Genomic DNA, 19,444 nt, shown 5'->3' on the forward strand with positions numbered 1-19,444 from the left:
CCGCCCGCTTCCGTTCCGCCACCCCGCCCGACGGCCACCGGTAACAGGCCCCGATGCTCTCGAATTTCGACTTTTCCGTCATCGTCTCGTCCCTGCCCTACCTGTTCGGTCAGGGCATGGTCTTCACCGTGACGCTCACCGCCATGGCCGCCGTGGGCGGCGTGATCATCGGAACGCTCCTGGCAATGGCGCGCCTGTCGGGCATTCCCGGCCTGTGGCACCTCGCCAAAGGTTATGTCGAGCTGTGCCGCTCGCTCCCGCTGGTGCTGGTGATCTTCTGGTTCTACTTCCTGGTGCCGTATATCGGCGCCTACGTGACGGGGGCCTCGACGCCGATCCAGGTGGGCGCCTTCCCGTCCGCCCTGATCACCTTCATGGCCTTCGAGGCGGCCTACTTCTCGGAGATCATGCGGGCCGGCATCCAGTCGATCCCGAAGGGCCAAACGGCGGCCGCCCAGGCCCTCGGGATGAATTACTGGCAGACCATGGGCAACGTGATCCTGCCCCAGGCCTTCCGCAACATGCTGCCGCTGCTGCTGACCCAGACCATCATCCTCTTCCAGGACACGTCGCTGGTCTACGTGCTGTCGCTCACCGACTTCATGGGCGCCGCCTCGAAGGTCGCCCAGCGCGACGGACGCCTCGTCGAGATGTATATCTTCGCGGCGGTGGTTTATTTCGTGATCTGCTTCTCGGCCTCGTTCCTGGTGCGCCGCCTGCAGCGCCGCGTGGCCATCATCCGCTGACCGACACTGGAGACCGTGCCATGACCTCGTCCCCGATGCCGGCTCCCACCGCCGCCGAACCCGTCGCCGATGCCAGCCACGCGCCCAAGGATGCCGGCCTGCAGTCGGGCGGCCTCATCGCCGGCGCGTCCGCCGTGGCGCCCGGCGAGACGATGATCGCCATCGACAACATCAGCAAATGGTACGGCGACTTCCAGGTGCTGACGAACTGCACCACCAAAGTCGCCAAGGGCGAGGTGGTGGTCGTCTGCGGTCCTTCGGGCTCGGGCAAGTCGACCCTGATCAAATGCGTCAACGCCCTGGAGCCCTTCCAGAAGGGCCAGATTACGGTGGCCGGCACCAAGGTCGCCGACAAGGCGACCAATCTGCCCAAGCTCCGCTCGCGGGTCGGCATGGTGTTTCAGCATTTCGAGCTGTTCCCGCACCTGTCGATCACCGACAACCTCACCATCGCCCAGCGCAAGGTGCTCGGCCGCAGCGCCGAGGATGCCAAGAAGCGCGGGCTCGACCTTCTCGCCCGGGTCGGCCTCGGCGCCCACGCGAACAAGTTCCCCGGCCAGCTCTCAGGCGGCCAGCAGCAGCGCGTCGCCATCGCGCGGGCGCTCGCCATGAACCCGGTGGTGATGCTGTTCGACGAGCCGACTTCGGCGCTGGATCCCGAGATGGTCGGCGAGGTGCTCGACGTGATGGTCGAACTTGCCAAGGAAGGCATGACCATGATGGTCGTGACCCACGAGATGGGCTTCGCCCGCAAGGTCGCCGACCGGGTGATCTTCATGGATCGCGGCGAGATCGTCGAGGACGCCAAGAAGGAGGAGTTCTTCGGCAGCCCCCGCTCAGAGCGGGCCCAGACCTTCCTGTCGAAGATCCTGCAACACTGAGTTGGAGCGCTCTACTCCGACGCCTCCTGCGCGGCCCGATATTCCCGCCCGTGCTGGCAATAGCCCTCGACGATGCGGATCATCATGGCGCGTTTCTCGGCGTCGAGGGCCCCCAGGATCCTGGCCGGGCGGCCGCCCCACAGATAACCGGCCTCCAGGATCTGACCGGGATCCGTGGTGGCGCCCGCCGCCAGCATGACGTCGTCGGCGATCAGGGTTCCTGACGCAATCGTCGCGCCGATGCCGATCAACGAACGTGCCCCGATCCGGCAATCCGAGATCCGGACGTTGTGGGCGATGGTGGTGTCCCGCCCGATCACCACGCCGTCCGCCCGGGTGCGGATGACCGTGTTGTCCTGAATATTGGTATCGGCGCCGACGACGATCGGGCCGACCTCGGCGTTGAGGTCGCAGCAGAACAGCACGCTCGCCCCGGCTCCGAGGCTCACCCGCCCGCGCAGACGGGCGTTGCGCGCCACGAACACGCTGTCGTCGACCTCCGATACTTCCCCGGGCGGGAGAGCGGATCCGTCGCCCATGCGCTCACGCAGCCGCTCGGCGCGCTCGGCGATCTCATCGGCTCCGATCGCTCGGCTCGGACGGGCGGGACTACCGGCATAGGCGTAGCCGCCGGGCAGCGTCGCCCGAGGGAATACGGTCGAGCCCGCCTCGATCACCGCACCGTCGCCGACCTCGGCGCCGTCGAGGATCACCACGTCGTCCTCGACGACCACGTCGGAGCCGAGCGTGCAGGCGTGCACGACGCTGTTGCGCCCGACCGTGACGCGGTCGCCGACCCGGGTGCCGTGCGTCCGGGTGGCGATGTGCACCGTCGAGCGGTGGCCGAGCCAGAAGCGGTCGCCGAGGATGACGGTCTGGCCGTCGGCGCGAATCACCGCCTCGTCGCCGATCCAGGCCTGCGCGCCGATCCGCGCGGCGCCGATCACCGTGCTGCCGCGACCGCACCAGACCGGGCGGCTGACGAAATCCGGCTGCACGCCGTCGTAGGGCAGGATCAGGTCGGGGGTCACGCGGGTATCCTTCTCCAGCGCCGTCCGGAGCACGCGGGCTCATCCGAGGACCGCGCGCCGGGCCGGCAGGGCGCGACGGACCGTCTCATATAGAGGCGGGGCCGGGTGTGACAGGGACGGGACTGGCCCGCAAAGCCGCGGACTCCTATGGATCGGGCCATGAGCGCCCCCGTTCCAAGCATCGCCATCCAGGCCGAGCCCTTCGACACCGCGGCCGAGATCGCCAGCGTGAGCGCGGCGCTGGGCGGCCGGGCGGGCGCCGTCGTCACCTTCACCGGGCTGTGCCGCGACGAGGGCGGGCGGCTGACCGCCCTGGAGCTGGAGCACTACCCCGGCATGGCCGAGGCCGAGATCCGGCGGGTCGCCGACGAGGCGATGGCCCGCTGGCCGCTCCAGGCCCTGCGGGTGATCCACCGCCATGGGCTGGTGCGCCCGGGCGACGGCATCGTGCTGGTGGTGACCGCCGCGAGCCACCGGGTCGCGGCCTTCGCGGCCGCGGATTTTCTGATGGATTACCTCAAGACCCGCGCCCCGTTCTGGAAGCGCGAGCACCTCGCCGACGGCACCACCGGCGGTTGGGTCGAGGCGACGGCTCAGGATGACGCCGCGGCCGGGCGCTGGCGCTGAGGGTCGAGTCCCGGGCCGCGCCGCGCGACACGATCCGCGTCCCGAAGAGGACGAGGCGGCTGGATTGATCGCCGGTATCGATGTCCGGCCCGGGCCGAGGGCGCGGATCCGGCTGGCGCCGCAAGTGCTCCTGCGGGGGCGCCCGATGGGCCGAAGCCTGCGGTCCGGCGGCGCGCGCGGACAACCGGCGGACGGGCATCCCCGCCCCGCAGCCGCCCGCAAAGGCCGGAGAGAGCCGGCGGTTCAGGTCATCGCCGTCCCGAACGCCCGCCGCCATCGGGCGGACGCCTGCGTGTCCCCCCTGCCATCCCGGTCCCGCCTTCGGTGCCCGGACTGACGGGAAGGCCGATCGGGGCATCCGTCGCAGTTGGAGGGTCGAACAAGCCGGGGACGTCGCCGGCGAACCCGGACCATGGTTTCGGGCTCGCTTCACCCTGAGAACCCGCGGTCTCGCCCTTGACCCCTGAGGGCCCAGGGCGTTCGTGAACCCGCGGTGCAGGAGTGATGATGTCGGACAGCAAGCTACAGGACTTGGACGGCCCGGTCGGGCCCTGGCGCGGAACGGCGCCGCTCGCAGCCTCCGGGATCGCCGTGGTGTGCTTCGTGGCGGCACTGGCGCTGGCCTGGATGTCCGCCGGCACGCTCCTGCTGATCTTCGCCGGCGTGCTCCTCGGCGTGTTCCTCGACGGCCTGACCCGCGGGCTCGGCCGCATCCTGCCCCTGCCGCGGGCCCTGCGATTGTCCGTCGTCAGCCTCGTGGTGGCGATCGCGGTGGTCGGCTTCGCGAGCTACGGCGGCGCCACCATCGTCCAGCAGGGCCGCGAACTCGGCACCACGATCAAGGATCAGGCGGCCACGGTGTCGGGCTGGCTCTCGGAGCGCGGCATCGACGTGCCGAGCCTCGCCCCGCAGGGCAGCGGCAAGGACGGCTCGACGGATTCGGGCCAGAAGGAGGGCGGCCTCGCCGGCCTCGCCTCCGGCCTGATGAAGGGCAGCGGCTCCTTCGTGTCGGATGCCGGCAGCGTCCTCGGACCGGCCGCGGCGGTGGTCCTGGGCCTGTTCGACGCTCTCGGCAACGTCCTCGTGATCGCCTTTCTGGGCCTCGCCTTCGCGGCCGACCCGAAGGCCTACCGGGACGGGGTCGTCCGGTTCGTGCCTCCGGCGAAGCGCTGGCGCGCCAGCCAGGTCCTCGACGGGGCCGGCGAGACCCTGCGCCACTGGCTGTTCGGCCAGCTGATCATCATGGCGGTGATCTTCCTGTGCACCTGGGCCGGCCTCGCCTTCCTGGGGATCGGCGGTGCGCTGATCCTGGGGCTCCAGGCGGGCGTGCTCGCCTTCGTGCCGACGGTCGGGCCGCTGGTCGCGGGCCTCGTCATCATCCTCGCCGCGCTCGCCTCGGGCACGAAGGCGGTGATCGGCGCGATCGGCGTGTATCTGGCGGTCCAGTGCCTGGAGAGCTACGGCCTGACGCCGTTCATCCAGAAGCGGGCGCTGGACATCCCCCCGGCCACGATCTTCGCCGGCCAGCTGATCCTCGGCGTGATCTTCGGGCTGTGGGGCATCGCCCTCGCCCTGCCCTTGATGGCGGTCATCAAGGTCCTGCTGGAGCAGCTCTACGTGGAGGATACGCTCCACGAGCAGCCGAGCAATTGAGCGGAGGGACTTGCTCCAGGGCGGCCGGCGATCGGATCGCCGCCGCAGAGGGCCTGCCGGCCGAGCTTCCGCGTCGGGGAGCCGGCCCGATCCTCCAGCCTTCCCCGGGAGGGGCCGCCGCACCGCGCATGCCCGGCCTGACCGAAGGACGGCGCGGTTCGAGGGCTTGCCGCCCGCGCGAGGTCGGGGGCGACGGCGCGCCGCTCTCCAAGGGCGGCATCGACGGCCTGCCCGGCGTCCCGAAGGAGAGCGCCGATCAGGCTCCGGCCGCCGCGGTGTCCTCCGGCGATGTCCGACTGTCGGCGGCGCGAAGGCCGACACCGCGGGTGATCCGAGGGCCGCGACGATGCCGGCCGACACATGCGCCGAGCCGAAACCCGCCAAGACGAATCCGCCAAGCCGAACCCGCCGAGCCGAAACCCGTCAGGTGCGGCGCCGATAAGCGCGCCCCGAGGAAGAGCGTCGCCGGTTCATCGACGCCGCGCGCGGCAGGGGCAAGTGAGGACGAAGCCGAGTCCGCTTCCGTGCCGAAGCGGAGCGCGACCTCCGGGTCCTTGAGGGAGCCGGCCTATTGGTCCGTGACGGAGAAGCTGGCCCGCGCGACCATGACCAGTCTGCCCGCCTCGTCATAGGCGTGAGCGGAATACTCATTGACCCCGGTCAGGTCGCCTTCGTCGCGCAGGAGTTCCGTCAGGACTCTGCGCAAGAGCTCGCGGAGCGCGCCGTGGCTCGGGAGCTCGACGCCCTCCTCGTCCATGACCGTGACGTGGTTGGTCGTGCTGATGAAGTAGCGTGCCAAAAGACGCTCCACCATTTGGGCGGGAGCGCGCGTCTTCCGGCCGCTAGCGCCCGGGGAACGTTGCCAGCGATGAGCCGTGTCTAGTGTCGCGTCGGTGAGCTCACAATCACAAATGTACGCTAGGGGACATAACGCGACATTTTGCGCGGCCGTCATCATCGCGGCCCCGAAGTCGCCCCTTCCGGGCGGCCGCCCGCGCTGCTTGTCCGGAGCCCGCAGGCGAACCAGGACGCCCTGAATGCCGGTGGTGCCGGGATCGGCCGGGTCGGCGGCTCTGGATCCCGGGCGCTGCGCGGCCCCGGAACGGCGGACGGGATGGCCACCCGGCGGCGTCGCCCGAATGCGTGCCGGTGCGGGTCGCCCTGACGGCCGGTCAGCCGCGCAGCGCGGCCTCGATGATCCGGGCCACCGCCAGGGTCCGGCCGTCGTCGCCGAAGCGGCCGATCACCTGGACGCCCACCGGCAGGCTCTGGCCGGGCACCGGCACGTTCACGCAGGGCACGCCCATCAGCGTCCACAGCTGGTTGAAGCGCGGGTCGCCCGTCGAATCCAGGGTCGCGGGTGCGGATCCCGGCGCCGAGAAGGTCAGGATCGCGTCGTAATCGGCGAAGAGGCCCTTCAGCACCCGCCGGGCGTGATGGCCGTGGCGGCGGGCATCGTCGTACTGGGCCGGCTCGATCGCCGCGCCGGCGTCGAGATGCTCGCGGACGCGGGGCGGGAGCGCGTCGGCCTGCGTGTCGTACTCCCAGGCGAGCGCCAGCCGCCCCTCGTAGTTCTGGATGATGCGGTGGCGCTCCCAGGCCTGCGCGAGCTCCGGCGGCAGGGCGAGGTCGCTCACCCGCGCCCCGGCTCGCTCGGCCGCCTGCCGGGCGCGCATCAATGCGGCCTCGGCCTCCGGTTCTGGGGCCTCGGCGAAGTCCTGCCGCACCACGGCGATGCGGGGGGCCGAGCCCGAATCTGCGCCGTCGATCTCCGGGCGTCCGGTGACCAGGGCGAGGGCATGGGCGACGTCCGCGACCCCGGCGGCGAACAGCCCGACCGTGTCGAGGGCCCAGGAATAGGTCTTCACGCCGACCGTGGGGATCAGCCGGAACGACGGCTTCACCGCCGCGCAGCCGCAATAGCTCGCTGGCCGGATCACCGACCCCGCCGTCTGCGTGCCGAGGGCCAGGGGCAGCATCCCGGCGCCCACGGCGGCGGCCGAGCCCGCCGATGAGCCGCCCGGCGTGTGGCCGGGATCGTGCGGGTTGACCGTCTCGGTCGGGTCGCTGCTGGCGAAGGCTGTGGTGGTGGTCTTGGCGAGGGCGATGGCGCCGAGCTGCTTCAGCCGGCTCACCACGGCGGCGTCACCCCGGGGCGTCCAGCCCGCGTAGATCGACGAGCCCATCTGGCTCGGCAGGCCGGCGCTGTCGATGATGTCCTTCACGCCCACCGCGATGCCGGCGAGCGGCCCGGTCTCCGGGATCGCCGGCGCCGGGTCGAGGGTGACCAGCGCGTGCAGGTCCGGCTCCCGCGCGGCGATCGCGGCGCGGCACAGATCGATCGCCCCCGCGGGGGTCAGGGTGCCGGCGGCGATGCGGGCGCGGAGGTCGAGAAGTGAAAGCATAATGCATTCAGTCTGCGGTCCGCGGCGCTGTCAACCGAGACGCCACAGGTCGCGTCATTCCCGAAACGCCGTTGACGAACGCTTTACGCGACCGTGCGCATCGTCCGGGTCATGTGGCGTGGCGTATCCCTGTTCTCGGCTCTGGCGCTGTTCGGCGCGGGCCTCACCGCGTGCTCGATCAATCATTTCGAGCGGCGCGAACCGTGGCGCGATCAGGCGGAGCAGGTCTGCCTGGCCAAGAAGCTCGTCGAGCCCTCGGAGTTCATCACGCCGATCGCGGCCATGGACGGCCCCGGGCCGTGCGGCATGCAGCAGCCCTTCCGGGTGACGCGGCTCGGCGGCGGCTCCGTCCTGCTGAAGCAGCGGATGACCCTGGGCTGCCCGGCGCTGGCCGAGGCCGAGGCGTGGCTCGCCGACACGATCCAGCCGGCCGCCAACCTCTATTTCGGCGTGCCGGTGGCCGAGATCAACGCGGGTTCCTATTCCTGCCGCGGCCGCAACAACCAGCCCGGCGCCAAGCTCTCCGAGCACGGTTTCGGCAACGCCATCGACGTCATGTCGATCAAGCTCGCCGACGGCCACGTGATCACCGTGAAGGGCGGCTGGCGCGGCACGGAGGCCGAGCAGGGCTTCCTGCGCGAGATCTTCCTCGGCGCCTGCCAGCGCTTCACCACGGTGCTGGCCCCCGGCTCGAACGTGTTCCACTACGACCACATCCACGTCGATCTCGCCCGGCACGACCCGCGCGGTCTAAGGCGGATCTGCCAGCCGATGATCAAGTTCACGCCGCAGCTCGGCACCGGCGTCGAGCGGCCGCTGAGCCGTCCGGTCCCGCCGCAGCGCCAGCCTGCCGCCCCGCAGGCGCCGGTGGATGTGGAGCAGGACGATCCCTACGGCGTGTCGCCGATGTCGAAGGCCGGCGGCGCGACGCAGGTCGCCAGGGCGCCGGCCCGCCCGACCGCGGCATCGGCCTACACCGCCGCGCCGCCGGTGCGGCCGGCGCCACGGATCGCCGCGGCCGCCCCCGAGGAGCCTGCGCAGGACTACGACGAGCCGCTGCAGCTCGGCGCGCCACCGAGCACGGGGCCGATCTACTGACCGGGCGACGCCGGAACGCGGGTTGACGGGATCGGGCCGCGGGCCGGTCCCGCTCCGGGGGCATCGGCCGGCGAGTGTAGCGGCCGCGCCGCACAGGCCGCCAAAGCACCGGCGCGGGGCCGCCGGAGCTTGACTGGAGGCGCGGCCGGGCCATCGTTCGCGGATGCAGGATCGCACATCCGTCGAGGCACGCGCCATGCGCCCGCTCTTTCACGGCTTCGCCCTCGGGCTGGCCCTTCTCGCCCTGGCCCAGCCGGCGCTGGCCCGCTCGGCCCGGGAGGACATCGAGCCCGCCGAGGAGCGGATCTTCCCCTTCGACGCGCAGATCCCCGGCTGCCAGGACCCGTCGGTGCTGGAGCGGGTCTCGACCAACTTCGCCGAGAAGGAGGCGAAGTTCTGGAATTCGTCGATGACCATCCTGTCCTTTGACACGATCGAGCGCACCGCCTGGCGGCCCTGGGGCCTCGACACCTATCCCCGCCGCTTCTGCACCGCGACCATCACCACGTCGGACGGCGTCCGCCGCAAGGTCGACTACTCGGTGCGCGAGAGTCTCGGGATCATCGGGGCGACCTGGGGCGTCGAGTTCTGCGTCCACGGGCTCGACCGGGACCTCGCCTACGCCTACGCCACCGCCTGCCGGATGGCGCGTCCCTGACCATGCGCAGGCTCGCCGCCGGCCTCGCGGGCCTGCTCCTCGCCGGGCCGGCCGCCGCCCAGGATTACGGCGGCTTCGCCCGTGGCGGCACGCCCGGCGCGTTCGACTTCTACGTCCTCGCCCTGTCGTGGTCGCCGACCTACTGCGCGGGGCCGGGCGCACGCCGGGACGACGTCCAGTGCGCCCCCGGTCGCGGCCTCGGCTTCGTCGTCCACGGCCTGTGGCCGCAATATGCCCGCGGCTATCCGGAGAACTGCTCGGCGGTGAACCGCGCGCCCACCCGGCAGGCCATGGAGGTGGCCGGGCAGGTCTATCCGAGCGAGGGGCTCGCCCGGTACGAGTGGCGCAAGCATGGCACCTGCTCGGGCCTCGATCCCGCCGCCTATTTCGCGGCCGCCCGCACGGCGCGGCAGGCGGTGACGATCCCCGACGGCCTGACGGGCGGCTCCCCGCCGCAATCCCTCGCCCCCATCGAGATCGCGCGGCAATTCGTGGCGGCCAATCGCGGCCTGCGCCCCGACATGATGGCGGTCACCTGCACCCGCGGGCAGCTCCAGGAGGTCCGGATCTGCTTCGGCAAGGACCTGCGCGGCTTCACCCCCTGCCCCGAGGTCGCCCGCGGCAATTGCCGGGCGCCCGAGGTGCGTCTCGACGCCGCCCGCTAGGTTTTTTCGGCGTTTTGCGCGCCGGGTGCTGGACCTGGGGCGCCGGATCGGCTTGAGCGCGCGGCCATGAACTATCGGCACGCCTTCCACGCCGGCAACCACGCCGACGTCCTCAAGCACCTCGTTCTGGCGCGGGTGCTCGACCACCTCCGGCTCAAGGACAAGCCGTTCCGGGCGCTGGACGCCTTCGCGGGACTCGGCGTCTACGATCTCGAGGCCGACGAGGCGGCCCGGACCGGCGAGTGGCGGGAGGGGTGGGGCCGGATGGCCGCGCCCTTCGCGCCGGATGTCGAGGCGCTGCTTGCGCCCTACCGGGCCGCGGTGGCGGCGGTGCAGGCGCGCGACGGCGCCACCGCCTATCCCGGCTCGCCCGCCCTGATCCGCGAGGCGCTGCGCCCCGGCGACAAGGGCGTGTTCGTGGAACTCCATCCGGCGGATGCCGCCACGCTGCAGGACCGCTACGCCCGCGATCCCCGCGCCAAGGTGATGAGCCTCGACGGCTGGACCGCGATCAACGCCCAGATCCCGCCGCCGGAGCGGCGCGGCCTCGTGCTGATCGATCCGCCCTACGAGGTGCCCGGCGAGATCGAACGCCTCGGCGCCCACCTCGCCCGGGCGGTGGCGAAATGGCCCACCGGGGTGTTCCTGGCCTGGTATCCGATCAAGGACACCGAGGCCCTCGACCGGATGGTCCGCGACCTCGATGCCGCCCTGCCCCGCCCGGCCCTGCGGCTCGATCTCCTGATCGAGCGGCCGGGCGACCCGACGCGGCTCACCGGGAGCGGCCTGATCGTGGTCAACCCGCCGTGGCGCCTCGCCGAGGAGGCGATGCTGTTCCTGCCGGCCCTGGCCGAACGGCTGGCCCGGCATGAGTTCGGAGGATTTCGCTGCGATCCGATCGGTCCCGCGGCCTGACACGGTAGACTTGGGCCGTGCCGGGAAAGCTGTTCCGGACGCCCGCAAAGGAAAACGCCGGTCCGCCCGGACGATTGTGGCGGCAAAGTCACATTTCCGCGTCGAACGTGTTCAGCGATCAGGATCTGCCCAAAAAATATGCAACTGCTCTTTGTTTGATTTTGTGTCATCCGCAGCGCGATGTCAGCTTGGCCGTAGACGAATCCGAACGAGCTCCGAACCATGCTGAAGCGATCCGCCCTGGCCGGCCTGGCCACCGTGCTGCTGTCCTCGACCAGCATCCTCGCGGCCGATCTGTCGGCCCCGGCGCCGGTTCCCGTCGCGCCCCCCGCCGAGCCGTGCAAGGCCACGCTGATCGGCCCGGCCTATAGCGGCGTGATCAAGGCCAACCCGAATCCGAGCTGCTTCTCCGCGGGTCCGCTCGGGGACCTCTACGTGGGCGGCGCCATCACCGGCTACGGCTACACGCAGTCGAACCCGTTCGCCTCGTTCTCGACCCCGGCGGCGCCCAACGACCGCGACCGGTCGGCCCGGTTCGACTTCTCGAACGTGCAGGGCATCATCCAGAAGCCCGAGGGCGCGTTCCAGTTCTACATCCAGGCCGGCGGCTACTCGATCCCGCAGCTCGGCTTCCCCACGCTCGGCACCTTCACCCAGACCGATCTCCTGTTCGGCCCGGTCCCGGTCGCCTTCGGCAAGATCCAGATCAACGATGAATGGTCGGTCCAGGGCGGCCGGATGTTCACCCTGATCGGCACCGAGCTGCTGTTCACCTATCAGAACCTGAACATCAACCGCGGCCTCCTGTTCGTGCAGGAGAACTTCATCAACCAGGGCGTGCAGGTCAATTACAGCAGCGGCCCGCTCTCGGTGTCCCTCGCGGGCACGGACGGCTTCTTCTCCAACGAGATCACGTGGTTCACCGGCAACGTCGCCTACAAGCTCGACGACTACAACACGATCGGCGTCAACGGCGGCCTGAACGTCGGCCGGACCAACGCCCTCGACCGCAGCCCGCGCTACCAGTTCGCGACGCCGAACCTCCAGCAGAACAGCGGCATCTTCAACATCAACTACACCTACGCGAACGGCCCGTGGATCATCTCGCCGTACTTCCAGTTCACCAATGTCGAGCGGGACCTGCGCGTCGGCATCGCCAACTCGGCGTCGACCTACGGCGGCGCGCTGCTGGCGGCCTACTCGTTCACCGATAATTTCTCCCTGGCCGGCCGCGTCGAGTACACCGAGCAGACCGGCGTCCGCGGATCCGGCGGGACCAACCTGCTGGGCTTCGGTGCGGGCAGCAACGCCTTCTCGGTCACCGTCACGCCGACCTTCACCTTCGACCGGTACTTCTTCCGGGTGGAATACGCCCACGTCGAACTCGGCGGGATCACCCGTGGCAACCTCGCGGAGGGGACGCTCGGCACCGGCTTCGGCCGCACCGGCAACAAAACCTCCCAGGACCGCTACATGGTCGAGACCGGCATCACCTTCTGATCGGATGACCCGGACCGGTTCACGGAACCGGTCACCAGCAAGCCCCCGGCCTCAGGTCCGGGGGCTTTTTGTTGTCTGCTGAAATTGAAGGTGTTCTGGCAAATCGATTGCGACATTTGTAGTAATCGACTTCGTGTATCGACGTATTTTTGTGACGATATGTGCTCGATGAGCCGCAGATCTTGCGGTCGTCTGAACGAGGCTTGCGCCGGTGCTGGGCCGATCCGTATAAAGACCCTGGGACTCGACCGACGGGGCGTTTCGGATGGCTTCGATCGAGGCGCTCGCGGCGACGCTCTGGAGCCTGGCTGCACTGGGCATGACGCCGAAGGCGCTGCGCGTCGCCGTCCGCGAGACGCATCCCGACGCGTCCAGGAAGGATGTGGTGCGGGCGGCCTTCTACGCACTGGTCGCGGTGCAGCCCCGGGACGGGGGCGGGCTGAACGAACTGCACAGCTTCGCCCTGGCGGAGCGCTCGCCGGACGACGAGGCGTCCTTCGCGCTCGGCCCGCGGCGCACGAAGGTGCGGCGGCGTGGAGCCTGAGACCTGAGACCAGCGGTCGGGGTCCGCCCGCCGGCCATGGGGCTCAATCCCGTCTGAGCAGGCGGCGGCCCGGGCGGTGCCCCTCCTCGCCGGTGTCGCGAAAACCCAGCTTCTGCAGCAGGCCCCAGGACGCGACGTTGGCCGGGCGGCATTCCGCCACCACGAGGCGCGCCGGGAAGCGCGCGCCGAGAAGGCCGAGGATCGCCGATACGGCCTCGTAGGCGAAGCCGCGCCCGCGGGCGGCGCCCCCGATCCAGTATCCGATCTCGATCGTGCCGGTGCCGCGCAGATGCGTCCCGACCACCCCAACCAGGTCGCGTCCCGCCGGATCGGGGGCGACACCGGGATCGGCGCCGCCGCGGGTCCAGGCCCCGAGGAAGCAGTCCCGGCCCCGCCGGCCGCTGCGAATCAGATCCTCGGCATCCTGGAGCGTGAACGGGGTCGGCAGGAAGTCCACCGCGGCGGTGATCGCCGGATCGTCGGTGAGCCGGCGCAGGGCCGCTGCGTCCGCGGGCTGAAGGGCGGCGACCGAGAGGCGCGCGGTCTCGATCGCCGGCAGATCGGCCAAGCTGTCGCGCGCGCCGCGGATGGTAAACATGTCCACGATGTGGGGAGCCGCCCAGGTAGGAAAAGGGACGGTCTCGCCCCTGGGTTTCATCCCCGGCACGGCGCGAAACCCTGCGCGCTCCTTCGCTTCTGGGTCGCAGGTATGCGGAACGGGAACGGTTGCTTAACCTGAATCCGTCTTCATTGGGGCATCAGGTTGCGTCAGGCAAACGGGTGTGTCGATGCGGGTGCGCGGTACGGGTCAGATGTTGCGGACGCTGTCGCGCGTCGCGCTCATCGGCATGATCGGCGGGGCGGCCGCCGCCTGTTCCTCGGACGCATCGCGGCTGGGCAACCCATTCTCGAATCCGTTCGACTCGGAGCCTTCCGCCACCGGCAGCCTGCCGGACGGATCCCTGAAGTCGGTGCCGCCGGTCCGTACCGGCCGCATCCAATCGGAGGCGCTGAGCGCGCCCGGCGCCGCGCGTCCGGCCGCCGCCGCGAGTCCGGCCCAGACCCCTGCTGCCGCCCCCGCGACCCGAGTCGCCTCCACCGGCGGCGTCGGCTGGAGCGCCGAGGGCGGCACGCAGATCACCGTCTCGCGCAACGACAGCCTGAACCAGATGTCCACCCGCTTCGGCGTGCCCGCTTCGGCGATCCTGGCCGCCAACGGCCTGAGCAACGCGAGCCAGATCACGCCCGGTCGTCAGATCGTGATCCCGGTCTACAACGCCTCCGGGCTGAACCCCGCCGCGGCCCCGATGTCCGCCCGGCCCGCCCGGGCTGCCGAGGAGAAGCGCGAGGACGCCAAGCAGGTCGAGAACAAGATCGCCGCGAAGCGCGAGGAGGCCAAGGAGGCCGCCCAGAAGCTCGCCGAGGCGAAGGCCGCCAAGGAGGCGGCGCAGAAGGCCGCCGCCGAGAAGGAGGCGGAGCGCAAGGAGGCGCTCGCCCGCGACGCCGCCGCCCGCAAGGTCGCCGACGCCAAGACCCGCAAGGACGCCACCGCGAAGGACGGCGAGAAGCCGAAGCACGTGCGTCCCGGACAGGTCGCCAAGGCCGAGGAGAAGAAGGCCGACGACAAGAAGGCGGATCCGAAGCTCGAGGCGAAGGCGAAGGCCGAAGCCAAGGCCCAGGAAGCCCGCGCCGAGGCGAAGGCCGCCGCGAAGGCGGAGGCCGCCCAGAAGCTCGCCGAGGCGAAGGCCGCCAAGGAAGCCTCCAAGGAGGCGGCCAAGCAGGCCACCAAGGAGGCCGCCAAGGAGGCGGCGCAGAAGCCCGCCGCCGCCGATAAGGTCGCCGCCAAGGAGACGCCGAAGCCGGTGGCCGCCGCGGCTCCTGCCCAGGCCAAGTCCGAGCCCGCCGCCACCGGCTCCGTGGCCGAGGCGACGGAGAACTTCCGCTGGCCCGCCAAGGGCCGGGTGATCTCCGGCTATGGCAGCTCCGGCAACGAGGGCATCAACATCGCCGTCCCGGAGGGCACCCCCGTCAAGGCCGCCGAAGAGGGCACGGTGGCCTATGCCGGCTCCGACGTGAAGGGCTACGGCAAGCTGGTCCTCGTGCGTCACGCCAACGGCTACGTCTCGGCCTACGCCCATAACGGCGAGATCGACGTGAAGCCCGGCGAGAAGGTCAAGCGCGGTCAGACCATCGCGAAGTCCGGCGCGTCGGGCAACGTGACCTCGCCGCAGCTCCATTTCGAGATCCGCAAGGGCGGCGCGCCCGTGGATCCCATGTCACAGCTCGCCAGCAACTGAGCCGACCGGCAAGACGGCGGCACGCGGCGGCGGTCCCGGACGGGGCCGCCGTTTCGCGTTGCGGACCGCCGGTCCGGCCGCGCCGCGCCGGCCTTCCCCGCGCCCGCGCCGTGGCCGCCTAGGCCTTGGGCACCTGCAGGGTCCCGTCGGGGCTGTGGTGGTCCACGGTCTCGGGAAGGGCCTGCGCGAGGGTCGGGAACAGCTCGTCCATCGGGATTCCGAGCTTTCCCGCCATCTGGCGCACCTGATCGTTGTCGAGGACCTTGCGCAGGTCGTCGGCGGTGATCGGCTCGTTGGGCCCGCGGCCGAGCCAGGAATTGACCTGGCTCTCGTAGCCGGATCGCCGGAGCTGATCGAGCAGGGCGTTGAGCCCGCCGGGCAGGACCTGCTGGATCACGCCCGGCAACGCCTTGAGGGCGATCTGCCCCAGCGAGCCGCCGAGGGAATTGAGCAGACTCATGTGGGCCTCGCGTCGAAGGATCGGTCGACGGGAGTCTAGGGCGTCGTCCGGAAAGCGGGAGAGGCCGGCGGCTGCCCCCGGCCCGCGTGAACCGCAATTGAGTCGACAGGACCCGGACTTTGGCCCGGTATGTTGGCCCGGACACGGTTCCACGGTCGACGCGAATGAGAGTCCTGGCACCGTCTTTCGTGCTCGTGGTCGCGGCCGGTGCGGCGGTGGCGCTGCCGGCCGCGGAGACGGCGCGGTCGTCGGAGGCGCGCCCCCTCGCCGATGCCGTCTTCGTTCGGCCGCTCTACGGCACGTACCGGCATTGCGGCGGATCCTGCCTGAAGAGCGGCGCGCTCTCGTGGTTCTGCTTCGCGAAGCAGAGCTGCCATCTGAGCTGCGCGACCGCCCCGCCTCTGATGAAATGCGCGGCCCCATGAGGCCCCGATGATCAGCGGACCTGCGTGCTGAAATTCGGCTGGGGCTTCAGGCTCCCGTTCTCGCTCTGATCGGCGACGGCGGCGGGCAGGAACTCCGCGAGCACGGTGGGAACGCGCGCGTCCGGCACGCCGAGATCGTAGGCGAGCCGCTCGGTCACCGCCTCCGGCAGGCAGGCCGCCAGCGCGGAGGCCGGAACCGGCTGCCGCGTGCCCGGCGAGAGCCACGAATCGACGGCCGCGCCGTGTCCGGTCTCCCTCAGGCGGTCGAGGAAGGCCGCGAGGCCGCCGGGATAGAATTTCGCGAGCGCCAGGGCGAGCTTGCCGCTACCGGTCTCCTCAAAGGCCCGGTCGGCCGCCGCGACCACGTCGCCGATCAGGTTCTTCGCACCGTCGAGCAGTCCCATCGTTCTCCACCGTCGCGCTTCTTCGTCGCAGGAGAAGTCGGGCGCGACGCGGCGGCGGCAAGCGCGTGCGGCAATTGCGCGACGAACCCGTTAGGATCGCCCCGTGGCGAGGGGGAGTCGTTCATGGAACGCGTGCGGGCCGGCGTGCTGGACATCGCCTATCGGGAGTTCGGTCCGCCGGACGGGCCGCCCGCCGTGCTGCTCCACGGCTTCCCCTACGATATCCAGGCCTGCGAGGCGGCGGCCCTGCGGCTCGCCGCCGACGGGGTGCGCTGCCTCGTCCCGTACCTGCGCGGCTACGGCCCGACCCGGTTCCTGGACCCCGCCACGCCGCGCTCGGGCGAGCAGGCGGCCCTCGGGGCCGACCTGCTCGCCTTCCTCGACGCCCTCGGCATCGGGCGCGCCGTGCTCGCCGGCTACGATTGGGGCGGCCGGGCCGCCTGCGTGGTGGCGGCGCTCTGGCCGGACCGGGCCCGGGGCCTCGTGAGCTGCGGCGTCGGCTACAACATCCAGAACATCCCGGCCGCCGGGCGGCCGGTCGCGCCGGAGACCGAGCACCGTCTCTGGTACCAGTACTACCTCCACGGCGAGCGCGGCCGCGCCGGCCTCGCCGAGAACCGGGATGCCTTCTGCCGCCTGCTCTGGCGGCTCTGGTCGCCGACCTGGGCGTTCGACGCGGAGACCTTCGCGCAGACCGCCCGCGCCTTCGACAATCCCGATTTCGTCGACGTGGTGGTGCATTCCTACCGCCACCGCTTCGGGCTCGTGCCGAGCGATCCGGCGTTGGTGAAGATCGAGGCGCGGCTCGCCGCCCAGCCGGCGATCGCCGTGCCGACGATCGTGCTGCTCGGGGCCGATGACGGCGTCGGGCCGCCGCCCGCCACCGATACGGACGCCCGCCACTTCACGGGACCGTACCGGCGTGAGATCGTCGCGGGGGTCGGGCACAACTTTCCCCAGGAGGCGCCGGAGGCCTTCGCGGCGGCGATCCGCGCCCTGCTGTGAGCGCGCCGCATCGGCCTGTCGCTTCGACGTTGCTTTCGGGTAGCCCCTGGCTATAGTCCGCGCGCTTTTCGACAGGTCTGCGGGCGCCTCATCCGGCGGCAGACCTGCACGCTATTCGCAGGAGACGCTCGTTGATCACCCCCGCCTTCGCGCAAGGGGCCGGTGCGGCCGCTGGCGGAGCGGAGATCGCCTTTCAGGTGGTCCCGTTCGTTCTGATCTTCGTGATCATGTACTTCCTGATCCTGCGGCCGCAGCAGAAGCGGGTCAAGGACCACCAGGCGCTGCTGAAGTCCGTGCGCCGGGACGATACGGTCGTCACCAACGGCGGCCTCGTCGGACGCGTGACCAAGGCGTCGGACGACCAGCCCGAGATCGAGGTCGAGATCGCCCCGAACGTGCGCGTTCGGGTGGTCCGGTCGATGATCTCCGAGGTCCGCGCCAAGGGCACGGTGAAAGCCGCCTGAGTTCCCGGTTGAACCGGCCGGCGTCGTGCGCCGGCCCAAAAGAGAAAAAGACGGCCGATGCTGCGCTTCTCCCGTGCGAAGATCATCGCGACACTGGGCTTGATCCTGGTGGGGCTGATGCTCGCCGTGCCGAGCTTCTTCTCGCCCGAGCAGCGCAAGGGCTTCGTCGCCAGCCTGCCCACGTGGTTCCCGAGCTGGATCGTGCCGACCCGCGCCATCGTGCTCGGCCTCGACCTGCAGGGCGGCTCGCAGCTCCTGCTTGAGGTCGACCAGAACGAGCTGGTCGCCTCCCAGGCCAAGGCCCTGCGCGACGACGTGCGCCGCGTGCTCCAGCAGGAGAATGTCCGCGCCGACGGCGGCATCGGCCTCCTGCCGCGCGGCGTCCAGGTGAAGATCGACGACGCCGCCGCCCGGGCCAAGGTCCTGCCGAAGCTTCAGGAACTGTCGCAGCCGATCACCACCTCGATAGGCCAGACGGCGGCCCGCACCCTCGACATCTCCGAGCAGCCGGGCGGCGTGATCCGCCTCATGTTGACCGATGCCGGCATCACCGACCGGACCCGCCGGGCCGTGAGCCAGGGCATCGAGGTCATCCGGCGCCGCCTCGACTCCACCGGCACCACCGAGCCGTCGATCCAGCAGCAGGGCGCCGACCGCATCCTGATCCAGGTGCCGGGCGAGCAGAATCCCGAGCGGCTGGAAAAGCTCCTCGGCTCGACCGCCAAGCTCGAGTTCCGCATGCTCGCCGACAGCCCCTCGGGCGACGTCGACATGCTGCCCTCCAAGGACGAGAAGGGCGCCAAGGTCCCGGTGGAGCGCCGGGTCATGGCCGACGGCGGCGAGCTGACCGACGCGCAGCCCGCCTTCGACCAGCAGTCCCACGAGCCGATGGTGAGCTTCAAGTTCAACCTGCGCGGCGCGCAGCGGTTCGGGCAGGCGACCTCGGAGAATATCGGCCGGCGCATGGCGATCGTGCTCGACAACGAGGTCGTCTCCGCCCCCGTGATCCGCTCGGCGATCACCGGCGGTTCGGGCCAGATCACCGGCAACTTTACCGTCCAGCAGGCCAACGACCTGGCGGTCCTGCTCCGGGCCGGCGCGCTGCCGGCCAAGTTCACCGTGGTCGAGCGCCGCGTCGTCGGCCCGGGCCTCGGCCGCGACTCCATCGAGGCCGGCAAGCTCGCGACCCTGGTAGCGGCGGGCCTCGTTGTGGCCTTCATGTTCGCGACCTACGGGACGTTCGGCTTCATCGCCAACATCGCGCTGATCGTCCACGTCGGGCTGATTCTGGGCCTGATGTCGGTGCTGGAGGCCACCATGACGCTGCCGGGCATCGCCGGCATCGTGCTCACCATCGGCACCGCGGTGGATTCGAACGTCCTGATCTACGAGCGCATGCGCGAGGAGAGCCATGCCGGCCGCTCGCTGATCTCGGCGCTGCAGGCGGGCTTCGACCGGGCCTTCGCCACCATCATCGACTCGAACTCGACCATGGCGATCGCCGCCCTGATCCTGTTCTTCCTCGGCTCGGGCCCGGTGAAGGGCTTCGCCGTAGTCTTCATCCTCGGCATCCTGACGACGGTCATCACCGCGGTGACGCTGACCCGGATGATGATCGCGGTGTGGTACAAGACCTTCCGTCCGAAGACCCTGCCGTTCTGAACGA

Annotated in this window: 21 protein-coding genes; 15 read left to right on the forward strand and 6 right to left on the reverse strand. The window is 70.7% G+C overall.

Translation table 11 applies throughout. From position 1 onward, the window contains the following. Positions 1-53: 53 nt before the first annotated feature. Both P9K36_RS13130 and P9K36_RS13135 read left to right on the forward strand, forming a co-directional pair. Positions 54-746: an ABC transporter permease subunit gene (locus P9K36_RS13130; protein ID WP_043384934.1), complete on the forward strand. Its 693-nt coding sequence runs from the start codon at positions 54-56 to the stop codon at positions 744-746. A gap of 152 nt (positions 747-898) precedes the next feature. Beyond that, positions 899-1,627: an amino acid ABC transporter ATP-binding protein gene (locus P9K36_RS13135; RefSeq protein WP_043385028.1), complete on the forward strand. Its 729-nt coding sequence runs from the start codon at positions 899-901 to the stop codon at positions 1,625-1,627. An 11-nt stretch (positions 1,628-1,638) separates the two neighbouring features. Here the strand turns inward: P9K36_RS13135 and P9K36_RS13140 are convergent, their stop codons facing one another. Next, entirely contained in the window at positions 1,639-2,658 is a 1,020-nt protein-coding gene (locus tag P9K36_RS13140) for a gamma carbonic anhydrase family protein (RefSeq protein WP_043761153.1), read from the reverse strand. A gap of 159 nt (positions 2,659-2,817) precedes the next feature. On the opposite strand from P9K36_RS13140, the gene P9K36_RS13145 reads away from it, so the two are divergent. Then, positions 2,818-3,285 (forward strand): molybdenum cofactor biosynthesis protein MoaE, encoded by a 468-nt coding sequence (locus P9K36_RS13145; protein ID WP_043757480.1) that lies wholly within the window; start codon positions 2,818-2,820, stop codon positions 3,283-3,285. 507 nt (positions 3,286-3,792) lie between these two features. After that, the gene (locus P9K36_RS13150) at positions 3,793-4,938 is read left to right on the forward strand and encodes an AI-2E family transporter (RefSeq protein WP_043761155.1); all 1,146 of its coding nucleotides are present in this window, start codon (positions 3,793-3,795) and stop codon (positions 4,936-4,938) included. A 568-nt stretch (positions 4,939-5,506) separates the two neighbouring features. Here P9K36_RS13150 and P9K36_RS13155 read toward each other — a convergent pair. Beyond that, complete coding sequence (locus P9K36_RS13155) at positions 5,507-5,737, reverse strand: hypothetical protein (RefSeq protein WP_043350926.1); 231 nt, start codon at positions 5,735-5,737, stop codon at positions 5,507-5,509. A 373-nt stretch (positions 5,738-6,110) separates the two neighbouring features. Next, positions 6,111-7,343, reverse strand: a complete 1,233-nt coding sequence (locus tag P9K36_RS13160) for an amidase (RefSeq protein ID WP_043757484.1) — start codon at positions 7,341-7,343, stop codon at positions 6,111-6,113. A gap of 111 nt (positions 7,344-7,454) precedes the next feature. Here P9K36_RS13160 and P9K36_RS13165 point away from each other — a divergent pair, with 111 nt between their 5' ends. The 6 genes from P9K36_RS13165 (at position 7,455) to P9K36_RS13190 (ending at position 12,723) form a co-directional block, all read left to right on the forward strand. After that, on the forward strand, positions 7,455-8,441 hold the full coding sequence (locus tag P9K36_RS13165; RefSeq protein WP_043757487.1) for an extensin family protein: 987 nt from the start codon (positions 7,455-7,457) through the stop codon (positions 8,439-8,441). A 196-nt stretch (positions 8,442-8,637) separates the two neighbouring features. Next, positions 8,638-9,099 carry a hypothetical protein gene (locus tag P9K36_RS13170; RefSeq protein WP_043350928.1) on the forward strand — a complete coding sequence of 154 codons (462 nt, stop codon included), beginning with the start codon at positions 8,638-8,640 and terminating at the stop codon, positions 9,097-9,099. A gap of 2 nt (positions 9,100-9,101) precedes the next feature. Then, positions 9,102-9,764: a ribonuclease T2 gene (locus tag P9K36_RS13175; protein WP_278307135.1), complete on the forward strand. Its 663-nt coding sequence runs from the start codon at positions 9,102-9,104 to the stop codon at positions 9,762-9,764. Positions 9,765-9,830: 66 nt separating this feature from the next. Then, complete coding sequence (rlmJ, locus tag P9K36_RS13180) at positions 9,831-10,679, forward strand: 23S rRNA (adenine(2030)-N(6))-methyltransferase RlmJ (protein WP_043384946.1); 849 nt, start codon at positions 9,831-9,833, stop codon at positions 10,677-10,679. A 222-nt stretch (positions 10,680-10,901) separates the two neighbouring features. Then, entirely contained in the window at positions 10,902-12,179 is a 1,278-nt protein-coding gene (locus P9K36_RS13185) for a porin (RefSeq protein WP_043350904.1), read from the forward strand. Between the two features lie 265 nt (positions 12,180-12,444). Further along, positions 12,445-12,723, forward strand: a complete 279-nt coding sequence (locus P9K36_RS13190; RefSeq protein ID WP_043350907.1) for a hypothetical protein — start codon at positions 12,445-12,447, stop codon at positions 12,721-12,723. A 43-nt stretch (positions 12,724-12,766) separates the two neighbouring features. Here the strand turns inward: P9K36_RS13190 and P9K36_RS13195 are convergent, their stop codons facing one another. Then, the gene (locus P9K36_RS13195) at positions 12,767-13,321 is read right to left on the reverse strand and encodes a GNAT family N-acetyltransferase (RefSeq protein ID WP_043384948.1); all 555 of its coding nucleotides are present in this window, start codon (positions 13,319-13,321) and stop codon (positions 12,767-12,769) included. A 190-nt stretch (positions 13,322-13,511) separates the two neighbouring features. On the opposite strand from P9K36_RS13195, the gene P9K36_RS13200 reads away from it, so the two are divergent. Then, positions 13,512-15,020 carry a peptidoglycan DD-metalloendopeptidase family protein gene (locus tag P9K36_RS13200; protein WP_111473912.1) on the forward strand — a complete coding sequence of 503 codons (1,509 nt, stop codon included), beginning with the start codon at positions 13,512-13,514 and terminating at the stop codon, positions 15,018-15,020. A 118-nt stretch (positions 15,021-15,138) separates the two neighbouring features. Here P9K36_RS13200 and P9K36_RS13205 read toward each other — a convergent pair whose 3' ends face one another. Beyond that, positions 15,139-15,480: a YidB family protein gene (locus P9K36_RS13205; protein ID WP_053608349.1), complete on the reverse strand. Its 342-nt coding sequence runs from the start codon at positions 15,478-15,480 to the stop codon at positions 15,139-15,141. A gap of 164 nt (positions 15,481-15,644) precedes the next feature. On the opposite strand from P9K36_RS13205, the gene P9K36_RS13210 reads away from it, so the two are divergent. Then, a complete protein-coding gene (locus tag P9K36_RS13210) occupies positions 15,645-15,905 on the forward strand; it encodes a hypothetical protein (RefSeq protein ID WP_043757495.1) in 261 nt (86 codons plus the stop codon). Positions 15,906-15,916: 11 nt separating this feature from the next. Here P9K36_RS13210 and P9K36_RS13215 read toward each other — a convergent pair whose 3' ends face one another. Then, the gene (locus tag P9K36_RS13215) at positions 15,917-16,309 is read right to left on the reverse strand and encodes a YidB family protein (protein ID WP_053608351.1); all 393 of its coding nucleotides are present in this window, start codon (positions 16,307-16,309) and stop codon (positions 15,917-15,919) included. Positions 16,310-16,432: 123 nt separating this feature from the next. Between P9K36_RS13215 and P9K36_RS13220 the strand changes: the two genes are divergently transcribed. The 3 genes from P9K36_RS13220 (at position 16,433) to secD (ending at position 19,440) form a co-directional block, all read left to right on the forward strand. Next, positions 16,433-17,314, forward strand: a complete 882-nt coding sequence (locus tag P9K36_RS13220; protein WP_043757498.1) for an alpha/beta hydrolase — start codon at positions 16,433-16,435, stop codon at positions 17,312-17,314. A gap of 131 nt (positions 17,315-17,445) precedes the next feature. Further along, positions 17,446-17,778: a preprotein translocase subunit YajC gene (gene yajC / locus P9K36_RS13225; protein WP_012319243.1), complete on the forward strand. Its 333-nt coding sequence runs from the start codon at positions 17,446-17,448 to the stop codon at positions 17,776-17,778. A 57-nt stretch (positions 17,779-17,835) separates the two neighbouring features. Further along, positions 17,836-19,440, forward strand: coding sequence for a protein translocase subunit SecD (gene secD / locus P9K36_RS13230; RefSeq protein WP_043350919.1), 1,605 nt, complete (start codon positions 17,836-17,838; stop codon positions 19,438-19,440). Positions 19,441-19,444 lie beyond the last annotated feature (4 nt).

The organism is Methylobacterium sp. 391_Methyba4 (assembly GCF_029691625.1).
Taxonomy (GTDB): domain Bacteria; phylum Pseudomonadota; class Alphaproteobacteria; order Rhizobiales; family Beijerinckiaceae; genus Methylobacterium; species Methylobacterium fujisawaense.

Coding starts and splice junctions, on each gene's coding strand:
- P9K36_RS13130 (WP_043384934.1), top strand. CDS start 54: ATGCTCTCGAATTTCGACTTTTCCGTCATCGTCTCGTCCCTGCCCTAC.
- P9K36_RS13135 (WP_043385028.1), top strand. CDS start 899: ATGATCGCCATCGACAACATCAGCAAATGGTACGGCGACTTCCAGGTG.
- P9K36_RS13145 (WP_043757480.1), top strand. CDS start 2,818: ATGAGCGCCCCCGTTCCAAGCATCGCCATCCAGGCCGAGCCCTTCGAC.
- P9K36_RS13150 (WP_043761155.1), top strand. CDS start 3,793: ATGTCGGACAGCAAGCTACAGGACTTGGACGGCCCGGTCGGGCCCTGG.
- P9K36_RS13160 (WP_043757484.1), bottom strand. CDS start 7,343: ATGCTTTCACTTCTCGACCTCCGCGCCCGCATCGCCGCCGGCACCCTG.
- P9K36_RS13165 (WP_043757487.1), top strand. CDS start 7,455: ATGTGGCGTGGCGTATCCCTGTTCTCGGCTCTGGCGCTGTTCGGCGCG.
- P9K36_RS13170 (WP_043350928.1), top strand. CDS start 8,638: ATGCGCCCGCTCTTTCACGGCTTCGCCCTCGGGCTGGCCCTTCTCGCC.
- P9K36_RS13175 (WP_278307135.1), top strand. CDS start 9,102: ATGCGCAGGCTCGCCGCCGGCCTCGCGGGCCTGCTCCTCGCCGGGCCG.
- rlmJ (WP_043384946.1), top strand. CDS start 9,831: ATGAACTATCGGCACGCCTTCCACGCCGGCAACCACGCCGACGTCCTC.
- P9K36_RS13185 (WP_043350904.1), top strand. CDS start 10,902: ATGCTGAAGCGATCCGCCCTGGCCGGCCTGGCCACCGTGCTGCTGTCC.
- P9K36_RS13190 (WP_043350907.1), top strand. CDS start 12,445: ATGGCTTCGATCGAGGCGCTCGCGGCGACGCTCTGGAGCCTGGCTGCA.
- P9K36_RS13195 (WP_043384948.1), bottom strand. CDS start 13,321: ATGTTTACCATCCGCGGCGCGCGCGACAGCTTGGCCGATCTGCCGGCG.
- P9K36_RS13200 (WP_111473912.1), top strand. CDS start 13,512: ATGCGGGTGCGCGGTACGGGTCAGATGTTGCGGACGCTGTCGCGCGTC.
- P9K36_RS13205 (WP_053608349.1), bottom strand. CDS start 15,480: ATGAGTCTGCTCAATTCCCTCGGCGGCTCGCTGGGGCAGATCGCCCTC.
- P9K36_RS13210 (WP_043757495.1), top strand. CDS start 15,645: ATGAGAGTCCTGGCACCGTCTTTCGTGCTCGTGGTCGCGGCCGGTGCG.
- P9K36_RS13215 (WP_053608351.1), bottom strand. CDS start 16,309: ATGGGACTGCTCGACGGTGCGAAGAACCTGATCGGCGACGTGGTCGCG.
- P9K36_RS13220 (WP_043757498.1), top strand. CDS start 16,433: ATGGAACGCGTGCGGGCCGGCGTGCTGGACATCGCCTATCGGGAGTTC.
- secD (WP_043350919.1), top strand. CDS start 17,836: ATGCTGCGCTTCTCCCGTGCGAAGATCATCGCGACACTGGGCTTGATC.